A 15,925-nucleotide genomic window follows, 5' to 3' on the forward strand; every position below is an offset into this window, starting at 1 on the left:
GCCCAAAATCAGCAGGAACTGTTATAATTGAGATTATGAGTATATCTGTTAAAGGAGCCATGAGATGAAGATCCGTAAAGCGATTATTCCCGCTGCCGGTTTAGGAACCCGCTTCCTGCCTGCGACCAAAGCGATGCCCAAGGAAATGCTGCCCATCGTAGACAAACCAACGATTCAATATATTGTGGAGGAGGCGGTAGCTTCCGGGATCGAAGATATTATTATTGTGACAGGTAAAGGCAAGCGTGCAATCGAAGACCATTTCGATAATTCATTCGAACTGGAATTCAATCTGGCAGAGAAGCAGAAGTGGGAGCTGCTGGAATCGGTGCGCAAATCCTCCGAGATGGCCGACATCCACTACATTCGTCAAAAAGAACCGCGCGGTCTCGGACATGCTATCTGGTGTGCACGGAAGTTCATCGGTAACGAGCCCTTCGCCGTCCTGCTGGGGGATGACATCGTGGAGTCGAACAAGCCTTGCCTGAAGCAGATGATCGAAGTATACGATCAATACAGATCATCCATTGTTGGTGTGCAGCCTGTGCCTTGGGAAGAGGTGTCCCGCTACGGGGTAGTGGACAGTTCTGAAATAGCAGAACGTGTCTACAGAGCCAACCGGCTTGTAGAAAAACCAAAGCGTGAGGACGCTCCATCCAACCTCGCAATCCTGGGAAGGTATATCCTGACTCCGCGTATCTTTGATATGCTTGGCGAACAGCAGGTAGGTGTAGGTGGCGAGATTCAGCTTACAGATGCGATTTCCCGTTTAAGCGAAGTAGAGCGGATTATTGCTTATGACTTTGAAGGCAGACGGCATGACGTCGGCGAGAAGATGGGTTTCATCCAAACGACCATTCATTATGCGCTTCAGCATGAAGAGCTTAAGGAAGGGCTGTTGGAGTATTTGAAGGAAGTTATTGAGCAGGAAGAACGGCTGTATACCAAATAATATATAAAAAGCGAACCACTGTACTCAGACAGTAGTTCGCTTTTTTAAATTATTGAAGGTCCTTAAAGTTGGTATTAACAATCTCATTTATCCGATCAGCTTCTGCAGGATCAGCTGCAATCAGTTTTCCGTAGACCACCTGATCTTGGTCGCTTCCTGATTTTGCAAGTGCCGCTAGGTACCAACGTGCAATCTCACGATTATTTGGATCACTGTAATCCTCACCCAATCCAGACTTTAGGGTAGATATGGCCGTCTGTAGTGCTGGAGCCTGCTCTTGTGCAGACATTACTTGGATTTTTCCAGCATTGAGCGTAATAGCAAGTGGAATATTTTTCGCTTGCAGATCTGAGCTTATTTGTCTGTAGGCTATCTGTCCGATCTCCAAATGCAGTGTCTTATCGGCATCATTCTTCTGAGTATACGCCTGTTGAGCCAAGTCATATGCGCGAGTAATTAGCAAGCTATACCAGTTGGTATCCCAGAGACTTGCGCTATTAATGACATCAGAGTACTGATCGTTGAAGCCCATTTTCAAGGCAGCGGCTGCAGCTTCATTATTGCCTGTAAGTAACTGAAGTCTGCCAGCGTTCAATGCCATCGTAGGTGTAACAGAGAACGGACGGCCCTGCAATTGCTCAGGCGGCAAGGTTTTCAAATGCTCCACGCCATCCACAACATGCTTATACGCATCCAGGCCGGTCGTGAGGTATTCTTGTTTCTTGGCTTCATCCTTCTGCTCAGTAGCTGCTGCAGCAAGTGTCTGAGCGCGGTTAATTAATGACTCATACCAGGTGATATCCCAGTTGAATTTGTAGGCATTGTCGCTGTATACTGCTAACGCCATGTCAGGTTGGCCCTTCAGATCGTAATAGCTGGCCAGTTGATTCAATAGATTTTTATTGTAAGGCTCATCTTTCAAAGCACGCGTCAACACAGTGGATACTTCAGCCAGATACTGCTCATCTTGAGTTTGCTTGAATACCTGCATGTCAAGAGAGGACAAGTATAATGCTGCTTCCGGATGGTATGGACGGGCATCTAATGCTTTGACCAACGGAGTTTTGATCTCCTCATAGGAAGTACTCACAGAAACTAAGTTTTTGCCCTTGAGTGCAGCATTGCTGGACCCGATGTAGCTGCTCGACAGGAACAGCAGGAATATTGTGCCGATGGTCAGAACAGCCATGTATCCCATCCGAATGCCGGCTTTATTCCAGTTCTGACGGAGCGGTTTGTTATCCATTACAGCACCCATACCAGCCAGACCGATGAACACTAGAATACCCATGAACGCGTAACTCATATTAAAGTCCAGCAGACTGTGTACAAGGATAGACAGCGCAATAATGTAGAAGAAGAAGCCGTTATTGAACTCATCCTTGTCACGCTTCAGGTAAGCACGGATATATTTGTAGAAAATAAATCCGATAAAGCCCATAAACACAATGAACCCGACAATGCCGACTTCAATCAAATACTGCAGGAAGAAGTTATGGACCTGACGGCTCACATAAGGATTGTTCTGGTATTCTTCATATAAAGCAGACCAGCCGCCCCCACCCGATCCGAGAATCGGATAATCCTTCACTACTTTCATGGCATCCTTATAGAAAGTAAAGCGTTCGAGTACACTGTGCTGCTTGAAGTTGATGTTCTCCAGCCGCGTCTCGATATTATCCGGTAAAACACTTTTCAAGCCTGTCCCAATCAGCAGGAAAGCAACAACAGCTACAGCCACGATTGATCCGAGTGGAATCCATAGTCCTGTGAATTTGCGTGTTTCCGAGCCGCCGAGTTTCCCATGCAGCCACGGTGCAACATAACGTTGAATCAACCATCCCAGAGCAGCAACCACTGCCGAGGCTCCGATCAGATAGGCCCAGGCTTTAAGTGCTGCTGATGAGGTATAAGCCGTATTTAACTCTGTGCCAAGTGTTGTTAGCGGGTTGGTAACCAGCAGAGCCGCCAGGCCAGATAGCGCAAGATGAATAATCCAGAGAATCTGCTGCGCAGGCTTCAAGAACAGCAGGAGCAGGATGAACACTACCGGCAGCATGACAAGTCCCCCACGGGATAAGGTCAGCAGCAGAGATACAATAATCGGTACCAGCATGAAGCTGTGTGTCAGCGTACCGTACCACTTTTTGGAGCGGACCAGAGCATACACCGCTACGAACAGGAAGGCCATGAGGAAGGCTGCATAAGTATTGGCATATTGGAAAATGGAGGTCAGACGCAGCCCGTTAGAATCCGTCATGACTGCATCCAAGTATTTACCATTACCCACCGTGTTGGAGAACCAGCCCACCAACCCACCGGCGAATTTCCAGCTGCCAAGCCAGTTCAGCAGACCGAAACCGACGATGAAATAAGCAATCGCCAGAATGGCATTTTGAATGACAACATTTAGTTGCTTTTGCTGGAGCAAATATAACGCTATAATGAATATTGCGACATACATGCTCTGAACAAACAGCAGGTTCATCGCCATATAATGCGAAGCAGCGCCAATAAGCGACAACGCATAAGTAGCAGGTAGCAGCAGCGAGGCCATAGCCAGCAGATCACGCTGTCCCTCCAGCTTGTACTTCGTGAAGTACAAGCCTACCCACACCAGCAGCAATAGGCTACTGAGCAGCGAAGACAGATAGATCGGCTTTTCGAAGTCAATCTGCTGCCCATTAAATAATCCCACTTGAAACGGAGCCCAGACCAAAAAAACAATGAACCCTATCGCTAACGCCCATATGTAACTGGATATCTTTTCAACATTTCTCGACTGAACCGCATTTTTACCGTATACTGGTTTCGACACGTTTTTAATCTCCTTTATCTGTAGGTACGAGGATATTTTAGCATAAAAGCGGGAACTTTGTACAAAGGCTGACGATTGTAAAGCGTATCTATAATAAATATAAGGTAGTGATAATATGGATAAAAAAAATATTCTTGTTTTTCCATGCGGATCAGAAATAGGGCTGGAAATTCATCGTGCTTTAGGGTTTAACAAAATGCTTAAGCTATATGGGGGTTCTAGTGTAGATTCTAATCATGGGAAATATGTGTTTGAAAATTACATTGATAATATTCCCCAAGTCGAACACCCGGATTTTATAGAGCAAATCAACCTAATTATTACTAAGTATAAAATTGATTTTATCTTTCCAGCACACGATAGTGTAGTGTTGTTTTTGAGCGAGAACCGTCATTTAATTAATTGTACTGTAGTGGGATCGGATTATGAAACTTGTGATATCTCAAGGTCAAAAGGAAAAACTTACGAGTTTATGAAAGGTGAAATTTTGACTCCGAAGGTTTACTTTTCCAAAGAGGACGTGTCAGAATTTCCTGTGTTTCTTAAGCCAGATGTAGGCCAAGGTTCAAAGGGAACGTATCTAGTTCATAATATGGATGAACTAGAGTTTTATCTGAAAAAAGATTCTTCACTTCTTATTCTTGAATATTTACCTGGTAAAGAGTTTACAATAGATTGTTTTACTGATAGACATGGTGAACTGAAGTTTGTGGGGGTTAGAGAGAGAACAAGAGTATCCAATGGGATAAGTGTAAATACCGTGCAAATAAAGGAAGATGAGAAATTTAAGAGGATAGCTAGTATCATAAATAGCTCAATGGTATTTAAAGGCGTTTGGTTTTTTCAACTGAAATTGAATATTAACAATGAACTATCTCTATTAGAGATAGCCCCTCGTGTTGCGGGGACAATGGGTTTTTTTAGGAATTTAGGTGTGAACTTACCGTTACTAAGTATTTATGATCTTTTGGGGTATGAAGTCGAAATTAATATGAATCAATATTCTTTAGAAATGGATAGGGCTTTAGTTAGTTCATTTTCATCGAATCTCTCTTACAAAAATGTGTACATAGATTTTGATGATACATTGATCTGTGATGGAAAAGTGAATATTATTTTAATGTCATTTGTTTATCAATGTCTTAATGAAGGTAAGAGGTTAATTTTGATTACAAGACATAAAGATGATATTAATACTTCATTGAAGAAATATAGGTTGCACAATCTTTTTGATGAGGTAATTCATATTACTGATAAAACATTGAAATCGGCTTTCATTGATCCGGTAAATTCCATTTTAATCGACGATTCTTTTGCAGAACGTAATGATATTGCTAGTCAACTAGGAATTGCTACTTTTGATCTGGATTCGATTGAATCTTTAATAAACCTAAGACGATAAAAAGAAAATAACAATATAAATATAATTTTAAATTCAAGGTGGATACTTATGAAAAGTTTTTTTAGATTTATAATCGATACTATGAAAATGAGAGGTTTGATTTTCTCATTAGCGCGAAAAGATTTTTCTTCAAAGTATGTTGGATCTTATTTTGGGTTAGTTTGGGCATTGTTAAATCCTATTATTACAGTAGCGGTGTATTGGTTTGTTTTCTCACAAGGGCTCAGAGCAACTTCACCTCTTGAAGGTGTTCCATTTATTATTTGGTTTATTGCTGGTATAACACCGTGGCTCTTTTTTTCAGAAGCTTGGAGTAGTGCTACCAATAGTATGTTTGAATATAGTTACTTGGTGAAAAAAGTAGTATTTCGTGTGAGTGTACTGCCAATTGTGAAAATAATTTCCTCAATATTTATTCATTTATTTTTTGTTTTTCTCTTCATTTTAATTCTATATTTTTATGGTTTTAAACCTAATGTCTACTATTTTCAATTCCTATATTATCTCTTTTGCATGTTTGTCCTATTGACTGGATTATCATGGATTACTTCGGCCATCATTCCCTTTTTCAAGGATGCTGGACAAATAGTAGGGATATTTCTGCAATTTGGAATGTGGTTAACGCCAATAGCGTGGCCAGCTACCATGTTGCCTCCAAATGTAGCATATTGGTTTAAACTTAATCCTCTATATTATATTATTGAAGGCTATAGAGATACGTTTATTAATCACGTGTGGTTCTTCCATAGGTATAATCAGACGCTGTTTTTTTGGGTGGTTACCTTAATTGTATTTATAATCGGCGCATCTATTTTCAAAAAGCTAAAACCTCATTTTTCAGATGTGCTGTAAAGGAGTAATTTATCATGAGTGAAAGTATAATTAAAGTCACTAATTTAAGTAAAATTTATAAAATGTATTCTAAGCCGATTGATAGATTAAAAGAATCATTGAATCCTTTGAAGAAAGCCTACCATTATGATCATTACGCATTAAATGACATATCGTTCGAAATAAATAAAGGTGAAATTGTTGGGATTATAGGGAAAAATGGGTCTGGAAAATCAACTTTGTTGAAAATCATTACAGGGGTTCTAAGTCCAACAAGCGGCAGTGTTACTGTAAATGGAAAGGTTTCTGCATTGCTTGAGTTAGGTGCGGGTTTTAATCCTGAATACACAGGTATAGAGAACATATACTTTAATGGAATGGTTATGGGTTTTACTAGGGAAGAGATGGAGCAAAAGGTTCAGTCTATTATTGATTTTGCAGATATTGGTGAATTTATAAAACAACCAGTAAAAACATATAGTAGCGGGATGTTTGCAAGATTAGCATTCGCAGTAGCAATTAATGTAGAACCGGAAATACTAATTATAGACGAAACATTGAGCGTCGGTGATATGTACTTCCAAGCAAAGTGTATGACACGCTTAAGAGATATGTTTAAAAAAGGAGTAACTGTTATCTTTGTTACACATGATACTGACTCAATAAAATCTTTATGTAATAGAACTTTGTATTTAAATAAGGGGAACTTTGTTTGTTACGGACCTTCAGAAGAAGTAGTGGACTTATATTCAAAGTCTGTTAGGGAAGAAATGATTGCTAATTCGAAAGAATCTGGAGATGCACCCATTAGTACCATAAATGATTTTGAAAATTTGGATACTACAACAAGGCCTTTTATAGAAAGTGAAAGTTTCAAAGAGAGAGTTGCCTACTTTAGGCAAGGAACAATGGATGCTGAACTTACTGAAATTGAACTTTTAAACATGGATGGGGAATATTTAGAAAGTGCTGCCTTCAATGAAGATATTATTATTAGAATGTATGTAAAATTCAATAAAGAGTGTAGTGTTGTAGTGGGCTATCATATAAGGGACAATAAAAATATTGAAATACTTGGAACTAGTACCTTGTTTGAAGGGCTGGGTGAAATAAAAGGAAATCCAGGAGACAAAATGATAGTTGAGTTTGAGACAAAAGTACCATTAACAGAAGGGATTTATAATATTTCAACTGTAATCTCAACTCCAACGATCCATAATAGGGCCGCGCTATTTGTTGATTATACTGAAAATGCAATCATTTTTAATGTCTCCGAGAATAAGGATTCTAGGGTTTGGAATAAGGTCTATATTAAAAATGGAGTAAGGCTGGCTCGCAGTTGGGAGGAAACCTTGTCATGATACCCTTCCATCAATATCAAAGATATAAATTAGCTGAACCTCTGATTAATTCTTTTAAAATTGATAATAAGAAGCTGAATATATTGGAAGTAGGTGCTAATGAACATAAAAACTTAAAGGTGTTTTTTCCGAATGATGAAATTTTGTATTTGGATATAATTTTATCAGAAGAAATGCTTTCAGATCCACAATTTATCCAAGGTGATGCGACTGATATGAAGTTTGCTGACAGTTCATTTGATATTGTTTTGGCATTGGATGTTCTAGAACATATCCCACCTAATAAAAGAAAAGAATTTCTAAGTGAATTATACAGAGTAAGTAAGTACGGCGTAATTTTGTCTGCACCATTTCTAACTAACAAGAATGTCAAATCAGAGGAACGAATTGCATCTTTTTATAGAGCTATTTATGGAAGCGAGATATTATGGCAAAATGAGCATGCTGAGAATGGGTTGCCTATTTTAGAAGAAAATTTAGAAATAATAAGAGGCTTTGCGCAAGCAGAACCAATAACGATTTCACATGGGAATTCACTTATCTGGGAAAAATTAATGAGAATGGAATTCTTAACTGGATTAAGTCCACAAGCCACTGTATATTGGGAGAAAATTAATTCTTACTACAACGAGGACTTATTCCCGAATGATTTTACAGAAGATGGAATCCGAACTTTTATTATTATTCCAAAATCTCGTAATCCTATTGAATATGTGTATAAAAAAGATGTTGAATTAAGGATAACTGATGATTTATGGGCAGAATTCTTAGACCTAGAAAATAGTTTTTACAAGTTATGTGACATTATTAATAATTCTAAGAAAGAACCTTTGGATAAAATTCAACTATTTATTGATACAGGTGAGGGGTTTTCCGAAGAAAAGAGTCAATCTTTATATATATATGAGAACCAGCAACAGGGAAATGAAGCGCAGTTCATTTTTGATATAGGTGAATTCAAGGGAATACAAAGAATAAGAATCGACCCTACAACACAAAAAAAAACTATTCAAATTCACTCGATTATATCCATATATGCCAATGGATCAAAAGAGAGTATTGAAGTCATCCAATCTAATGCTACGTTTCAAACACATGACGTATACGTTTTTGAAAATGATGATCCTCAGATGTTACTCAAGGGGGACTTTAATGGGGCTGATAAATTAATTGTAACACTAGAGTACCATCAATTGGGGATTGGGTTAATATATAATTTAACTGAAAAAATCAATAACACCTTTGCCATTGTGGAGAATAAAACTGATTATCTTATGTCTCAATTCAAGGTGAACTCTCATGAGCAAGAAAATCTATTTGAGCAACAAAATAAAAAGATAGATAAAATAGTTGATCTGTTAGAAGCCACCTTAAAGCAAAATTCCCTTCTGGAAATTTCAATTAATGAGAAAAATGAAGAAATAATTGAAAGAAATCTGATGTTGGAATATAAAGATAGAGAGTTGAAATTATTGGAATATGAGGTGGGGCAGTATAAAAATTCACTTTCATGGAGAATAACAGTTCCATTAAGAAAGATCCATCTTCTATTAAAACGGAAACGATAAGGAGCACAAGTTAAATGAATTATCCTATTAAGGTAAGCATTCTAGTTGTCACGTATAACCATGAGACTTACATTAAAGAGGCGCTGGACAGCATAATAATGCAACAACATGATTACTCTTATGAAATTGTTATAGCAGACGATAGTTCCACAGATGAAACATTCGCTATCATTAAAGATTACGCAACTCACCATGAGGGTTTTGTGTTTCTTCCGAATATAAAAAATCATGGTATTACACAAAACTATAAGCGAGCATTTGAAGCTTGTAGGGGGGAGTACATCGCTGTGTTAGAGGGAGATGACTACTGGACGTCACCTCATAAAATAGCTAAAATGATTAATTTTTTGGATGATAACAGAGGATGCTCACTTGCGTTTAATCGATTTATTGTTTCGGAGACTAATACAAAAAAATATAATGTACAGCCCTGGCCAATACATGAGAAATTTCAACTAATAACTATATCGGATCTCATTCAAGACAATATGATTGGTAATTTTTCGACATGTGTTTATAGAAACGATAACATTAAGAAAATTAGCAGTTCATTATATGATATTAAGGTATATGATTGGATGTTTAATATGGTGAATGCACAATTCGGACTGATTGGTTATATACCTGAAGTAATGTCGGTGTATAGGCTACATCCCAACGGTACTTGGACTCAAAAGTCTGAATCAGAAAAGATTAATGATATGGTACAAAGTATTGATGAATATAATAAATACTTCGATTTTTTATACGATAGTGAGTTTCAACAACATCGGATTAGGTTGTTAAATCGTTTGGTGATAAGCAACGCACCTATCAGTAATAAGCAAAGACTTAAGCGAAATATAAAGAACTTTACGCCTCCATTTTTATTAAGCATTATTAAATATATTGTTCCACCTAAAATGTTAGATTACTTTAGAAATAGTTAAGGAGAAATTATGGAAAACACCCCAATTGTCAGTGTTATTATTCCATCATATAATCATGCTAAGTTTATTTCGGAAGCTATTGAGAGTGTTATTAATCAAACGTTTACTGATTTCGAGCTGATTATAGTTGATGATTGTTCACCAGATGATTCTGTGAACGTAATCAGAAATTTTAAAGATGATCGTATAAAATTATTTGTTAATGAAAAAAATGAAGGTGCTGTTTATACTACTAACCGTGCGATCCAACTTGCTAAAGGCGAATATATAGCGTTACTTAATTCCGACGATATATGGGACCTAGATAAACTTCAAAAACAAGTGTCATTTTTGAAAGGAAACTCCAGGATAGATGCGGTTTTTTCAAATGCAATGTTTATTAATGAAGAAAAGAAAGAATTGAACAAAATAGATTATTTTTGGGCTGATGTTTTTGATAAAGAAAATAGAAGTAGTGCAGAATGGCTACGATACTTTTTCTTTTATTCAAACTGTTTATGTCATCCTAGTATTTTAATTAAACGGGAGATTTATGAGCGGACCACATTGTATGATCCTTCTCTTAGACAACTGCCCGATTTTAAAATGTGGGTTTACCTTCTGAAATTTATTAATATTTATATTATGCCTGAGAAATTAGTAATATTCCGTGTCTTAGCAAATGGCGAAAATGCAAGTGCAGATACTACATCTAATAGAATTCGTACACGTAATGAAATTTATTTGATTATGAAAGACTTTTTTGAGGATGTAACTATAGAATCTTTTAAAGAAGGCTTTAGCGATCTCTTACGCAAAAAAGATTTCAATACTAACGAACAATTTCTATGTGAACAGGCGTTTATGTATTTGAACTTTGAAACAGAAGTTGCCTACATATACCAATTAATTGCACTAGAAAAACTTCATCATTTATTAGAAAACGAGAAAACAAGAGCGGTTTTAGAACATGACTATTCCTATACATATAGGGATTATTTTAAAATGACTGGGCAGTATGAACTGTTGGATTCCAGTCAAAGGACAATAACAAACATGGTGATTGATAATGCCAGGAAACATTTGGAGAATAAGCCGGGTGTGTATAATCGAGCGAAAAATTTGTATGTCAAGTTATTTCCGAGAAAATAAAATGTTAGAGAGGACCTCCAATGAAAAAGTTAGATATGCCAATACATGTAACTAAATCTTTTTTACCCCCTTTTGCAGAGTATACCCAGGAGATTGAGCGAATTTGGAGTTCTCATTGGTTGACGAATAATGGGCAAATTCACCAAGAATTCGAAGTGAGGGTTCGTGAATATCTTGGAGTGAATAATTGTTCTCTTTTAGTCAATGGACACCTTGCACTCGAAGTTGCCTTGAAAACGCTTGGCCTGCAAGGTGAAGTTATTACCACTCCATTTACATTTGCATCTACAGCCCATGCCATAGCTAATTCAGGATTGATTCCTGTCTTTTGTGATATTGATCCTTATAATTTAAATATAGATGTAAAAAAAATTGAATCGCTTATTACTGAAAAAACTTCTGCCATTTTGCCTGTACATGTTTTTGGAAATCCTTGTGACATTGATGAAATTGATCGTATTGCAAAAAAATATAATCTCACTGTATTGTATGATGCAGCCCATGCTTTTGGTGTGAAAGTTAACGGTGTTGGTATTGGTAACTTTGGAGATGTCTCAATGTTCAGTTTGCATGCCACCAAAGTATTCCATGCAATTGAAGGTGGAATCCTGACATACAAAGAGGATGATGCGAGAAACTCAATTGAATTGTTTAAAAATTTCGGGATAAGTGGCCCTGAAACAGTCGAGGGACTCGGAATTAATGCTAAAATGAATGAATTCCAAGCAGCAATGGGACTTGTGAACTTGAGATATATTGCTTCAGAGATAAATAAAAGGAAGTCGATCTCTATACATTATAAAAAGAGATTCGATGAAATTGATGGTGTTCGATTCCTTCCTGATTTTGAGGGCGTTGAGCATAATTACGCCTATTTTCCCATTTTAATTAATTCTGCTGAAGCTGGCGTTACTAGGGATGAAATGCATGAGAGATTAAAAGAATACAATATTATGACGAGAAAGTATTTTTATCCTTTGTGTAGTGATTTTGATTGCTATAAAAGCGAAAATGATGAACATTTAGAAAATGCGAAAATCATTGCGGAACAAGTAATGACGGTACCTATTTATTCGGAATTAAGTATAGATTTAGTAGATTATATATGTGATGCGGTTAGAGAAATAGTCAATAAAAAGTAAAATAAAGATTCTATACGAATATTCGTTTTCTCAACTTATCCTAAACACCTAATTTTTAGGTAGACTAATCTTGTTCCCATTAAAACGATTTTGGCATACTATATGACCGTTAAGTATGAATAGACGGCATCAATTACAATACTGAAGCAATAATCATCTCTCGTATAAAAGGTGGTCAACAAATGAAACTCCTAATAACCGGCGGAGCCGGCTTCATCGGCAGCAACTTCGTAATCTACATGCTGCAGCAACACCCGGATTACCAGATCGTCAATGTGGATGCGTTGACGTATGCGGGGAATCTGGAGAACTTGAAATCTGTTGAGAATCATCCGAATTATACGTTTGTGAAGGCGGATATTACCGATGTAGCGGCGATGGATAAGCTGATCGGTGATGGTGTAGACGTGGTGGTTAACTTTGCGGCGGAGTCGCATGTGGACCGGAGTATTTTGGAGCCGGAAGTGTTTGTGAAGACAAATGTGCTCGGTACTCAGGTGCTGCTGGCTGCGGCTAAGAAATATAGTGTGACTAAGTTCGTTCAAGTGTCCACGGATGAGGTCTATGGATCGCTTGGTGCTACAGGTCTGTTCACGGAAGAGACTCCGCTGACCCCGAACAGCCCATATTCTGCAAGTAAAGCAGGCGGAGATTTACTGGTGCGTGCTTATCATGAAACCTTTGGGTTGCCGGTGAACATTACCCGTTGCTCGAATAACTACGGTCCTTACCAGTTCCCGGAGAAGCTGATTCCGCTGATGATCTCGCGTGCGCTGGCAGGTCAGGCTTTGCCTGTGTATGGAGATGGAATGAATATCCGTGACTGGCTGTATGTTGAAGATCACTGCAGCGCGATTGATCTGGTTATTCATGAAGGCGTGAATGGTGAAGTGTACAACATCGGCGGCAACAATGAGCGGACGAATGTGCATATCGTGAATACTGTGCTTCAAGAGCTCGGTAAGCCGGATTCGCTGATCTCATATGTTCAGGATCGTCCCGGTCATGACCGCCGTTATGGCATTGATCCAACGAAAATTACGAATGAGCTAGGCTGGAAGCCTAAGCACACGTTCGAAACCGGAATTAAGGAAACGATTCAGTGGTATCTGAATAATAAGGAATGGTGGACCCGCATTCAGTCTGGCGAATACCAGCAATATGCTGCTCTCCAGTACGGTACCCTTCTGGGGGATTCTCTGTAATGGCGAAGATGAAGGTGTTTGTCACAGGCTCTGGAGGGCAACTGGGGCAGGATCTTATGCTTTTGCTTCAAGGGAAGGGGTATGAGGTGCTGGGCTGTGACCGTCAGGAGATGGATATTACCGATCTGAACCAGTGTGAGCAGACGATTGGTGCATTCGCTCCCGATGCGGTCATTCATTGTGCGGCTCATACGGCAGTGGATGCAGCCGAGACTGATGTGGATGCAGCGTACCTCATTAATGCTACAGGAAGCCGGAACGTGGCGCTCGCTGCTGAGAAGGCCGGGGCTAAACTGGTCTATATCAGCACAGATTATGTGTTCGATGGCATGGGAGAACAGCCTTACCATGAATATGATAATACCGATCCTAAGAGTATCTACGGGAAGTCCAAGCGTGCTGGAGAGGTATTGGTCCAGTCGTTATCCTCCAAGTATTTCATCGTACGCACCTCATGGGTCTACGGCAAATACGGCAATAATTTTGTCAAAACCATGCTGAAGCTAGGGCAGGAAAAGCCGCTGTTACAGGTTGTCGACGACCAAAAAGGTTCGCCTACCTACACTGTAGACTTGGCCAGATTCTTGCTGGAGCTGATCCAGACGGAAAAGTATGGAGTATACCATGCCTCGAACAGTGAGTCTTGCACGTGGTTTGAATTCACCCAGGCCATTTTTGCGGAGGCAGAGGAACTTCTGGGGCTGAAGTTCACAGCGAAGCTTGAACCTTGTACTACCGAGCAATATCCTCGTCCGGCACCGCGCCCGCGCAACTCGGTGATGGAGCATTTGTCCATTCGCACAAACGGGTTTACTGATATACGTCCATGGCGTGAGGGACTGAAGGATTTCTTAATTAGCATTCAACATTGATTTCATTCTTTTTATGATGTTTTATTTAGAATGAATGTTAATTCCTCGCAGCTTGCTGCTTAGTAACTAAACGTTTGAGCTGAAAAGAGTAACAAATGGAAACGTAGAGGGCAACGCTGTGATTTGAGTGAGTATATCCATAAATCACATAACGTATCGGTGCTCATATATCATTTTGTATGTCCAGCAAAGTATAGAAAATCGGTGTCGAAGTATAGTCTGAGGAAATTCATATAACGATCAAAAGTATAACAACGAAAGGGATTTTTGCAAGATAGCCTGACGTGAAGAAGAAGCTATGGGGTTGGGGATTTTGGTCAAACGGATATTTTATAAACACGGTAAGTAAATTTGGAAGTGAAGCGAATTCTCCAGCTAAGATACCCCGCAGCTTGCTGCGGGGAGTTTCATTATAGAATCAAACTGTGTAAAAAATAGGGTTAATTATATAATAATTCACTGCTCTCCAAGACAATATGACATGATGAATATATGTAAGGTGGTTTGGTATGTGAAGCATAATAATTTTAATCTAATGCGACTGATTTTTAGTATACTGGTAGTCTTCTCCCACTCATTTGGTCTATTGAATTTAGATGAGCCAACAATTTTCCATAGGAGTTTTGGGAATTTTGCAGTTCATTGTTTTTTTGCTGTAAGTGGTTATTTTATAACGCTAAGTTTCGTTAGGTCTACGAATTTTAGTGAATTTACTATAAAACGGATTCTAAGAATATTACCAGCATATATTATCGCATATTTATTGGGGAAGATTTTAGCTAATTTGGGAAATGGGTTTATTGATAATCCAGTACCATATATTATTAACGGTCCTATATGGACATTGTCGTGGGAAATTTTTTGTTATTTGATAATTGGGATGATAGGATTTTTGGGATTATTGAACTCGTCAATATTAGGATCAGTATGGATCGTTTCATTTATTTTAATTTTAATTAACTCTACAAGCCAAGCTCAAGTATATCAAGTTATTATACCACTCTTGTTTTTGTTTTTATCAGGTGCATTTATTGCTTTACATGAAGAAAAGATAAAAATGAAATATGCTGGATTAGCCAGTGTAGTACTATTATTTTTATTAGAGTTCTTCCCTGAATCATTGTCTAAATTAATAAGTAGTTTGCCTTGGCTTTATGGACCTGGTTTTTCTTCGTATATATTAGACTATTTCGTATATTTACTCATATTACCCCCTGCTCTTATATACATAGGGAAATATTTGAATGTGAATATGGTTCTTAAACACGATATTTCTTATGGTGTTTATATTTATACCTGGCCAGTTCAACAATTCCTTATTTATTATGCAACACTAAAAAGTCTAAATATTACCCCATATTCACTTTTTATTATCTCAATCATTATTTCTTCTTCCTTATCTTTTCTTTCTTGGATTTTTGTTGAAAAAAAGCTATTAATCTAAAGAACCACTTGCATAAATTAAAATTTTAATTGCTATGGGTCCAACTTGCTGAGTACAACTAAATGTTTGAGCTATAATTAGCATAAAACGCAAAACTTAGAAAGTACGATACCCCGAAGCGAGCTGTGGGGAGTTTCATTTAATACCAGATATAGATTATTACTGATAATATTAAAACCTATATTTGTTTATAGAAATTCTTAGCTGGACTCAACTATGTAGTACTATTCCTTTATGATATCTGGCTTTTTTCCGCAAGGGCATGAATTC

Annotated in this window: 12 protein-coding genes and 2 pseudogenes; 13 read left to right on the forward strand and 1 reads right to left on the reverse strand. The window is 38.1% G+C overall.

Going from position 1 to position 15,925, the window contains the following annotated elements; all coding sequences use genetic code 11:
- The first annotated feature begins 64 nt into the window (after positions 1-64).
- Positions 65-952, forward strand: coding sequence for a UTP--glucose-1-phosphate uridylyltransferase GalU (galU, locus tag NSU18_RS22760; protein WP_341016317.1), 888 nt, complete (start codon positions 65-67; stop codon positions 950-952).
- A gap of 49 nt (positions 953-1,001) precedes the next feature.
- Here the strand turns inward: galU and NSU18_RS22765 are convergent, their stop codons facing one another.
- Positions 1,002-3,509, reverse strand: a complete 2,508-nt coding sequence (locus NSU18_RS22765; protein WP_341150128.1) for an O-antigen ligase family protein — start codon at positions 3,507-3,509, stop codon at positions 1,002-1,004.
- A gap of 376 nt (positions 3,510-3,885) precedes the next feature.
- On the opposite strand from NSU18_RS22765, the gene NSU18_RS22770 reads away from it, so the two are divergent.
- From NSU18_RS22770 to NSU18_RS22820, 12 genes and pseudogenes are all read left to right on the forward strand, one after another.
- A complete protein-coding gene (locus tag NSU18_RS22770; RefSeq protein ID WP_341150129.1) occupies positions 3,886-5,172 on the forward strand; it encodes an ATP-grasp domain-containing protein in 1,287 nt (428 codons plus the stop codon).
- Positions 5,173-5,220: 48 nt separating this feature from the next.
- A complete protein-coding gene (locus tag NSU18_RS22775) occupies positions 5,221-6,024 on the forward strand; it encodes an ABC transporter permease (RefSeq protein ID WP_341150130.1) in 804 nt (267 codons plus the stop codon).
- Between the two features lie 149 nt (positions 6,025-6,173).
- A pseudogene (locus NSU18_RS32430) lies at positions 6,174-6,551 on the forward strand (ABC transporter ATP-binding protein); the annotation flags it as partial.
- A gap of 360 nt (positions 6,552-6,911) precedes the next feature.
- On the forward strand, positions 6,912-7,364 hold the full coding sequence (locus NSU18_RS32435; protein WP_445321870.1) for a Wzt carbohydrate-binding domain-containing protein: 453 nt from the start codon (positions 6,912-6,914) through the stop codon (positions 7,362-7,364).
- The gene (locus NSU18_RS22785; protein WP_341150132.1) at positions 7,361-8,932 is read left to right on the forward strand and encodes a class I SAM-dependent methyltransferase; all 1,572 of its coding nucleotides are present in this window, start codon (positions 7,361-7,363) and stop codon (positions 8,930-8,932) included. The genes NSU18_RS32435 and NSU18_RS22785 overlap by 4 nt, the downstream gene beginning before the upstream one ends.
- Positions 8,933-8,946: 14 nt before the next feature.
- A complete protein-coding gene (locus tag NSU18_RS22790; RefSeq protein WP_341150133.1) occupies positions 8,947-9,861 on the forward strand; it encodes a glycosyltransferase family 2 protein in 915 nt (304 codons plus the stop codon).
- Between the two features lie 9 nt (positions 9,862-9,870).
- Positions 9,871-10,992 carry a glycosyltransferase gene (locus NSU18_RS22795; protein ID WP_341150134.1) on the forward strand — a complete coding sequence of 374 codons (1,122 nt, stop codon included), beginning with the start codon at positions 9,871-9,873 and terminating at the stop codon, positions 10,990-10,992.
- Between the two features lie 20 nt (positions 10,993-11,012).
- A complete protein-coding gene (locus tag NSU18_RS22800; protein ID WP_341150135.1) occupies positions 11,013-12,134 on the forward strand; it encodes a DegT/DnrJ/EryC1/StrS family aminotransferase in 1,122 nt (373 codons plus the stop codon).
- Positions 12,135-12,316: 182 nt separating this feature from the next.
- Positions 12,317-13,339, forward strand: coding sequence for a dTDP-glucose 4,6-dehydratase (gene rfbB / locus NSU18_RS22805; RefSeq protein WP_341150136.1), 1,023 nt, complete (start codon positions 12,317-12,319; stop codon positions 13,337-13,339).
- 8 nt (positions 13,340-13,347) lie between these two features.
- A complete protein-coding gene (gene rfbD / locus NSU18_RS22810; RefSeq protein ID WP_341151086.1) occupies positions 13,348-14,211 on the forward strand; it encodes a dTDP-4-dehydrorhamnose reductase in 864 nt (287 codons plus the stop codon).
- A gap of 123 nt (positions 14,212-14,334) precedes the next feature.
- A pseudogene (locus tag NSU18_RS22815) lies at positions 14,335-14,573 on the forward strand (transposase); the annotation flags it as partial.
- Positions 14,574-14,722: 149 nt separating this feature from the next.
- Complete coding sequence (locus NSU18_RS22820) at positions 14,723-15,655, forward strand: acyltransferase family protein (RefSeq protein WP_341150137.1); 933 nt, start codon at positions 14,723-14,725, stop codon at positions 15,653-15,655.
- Positions 15,656-15,925: the final 270 nt, after the last annotated feature.

Source organism: Paenibacillus sp. FSL H8-0048, from assembly GCF_038002825.1.
Taxonomy (GTDB): Bacteria; Bacillota; Bacilli; order Paenibacillales; family Paenibacillaceae; genus Paenibacillus_AQ.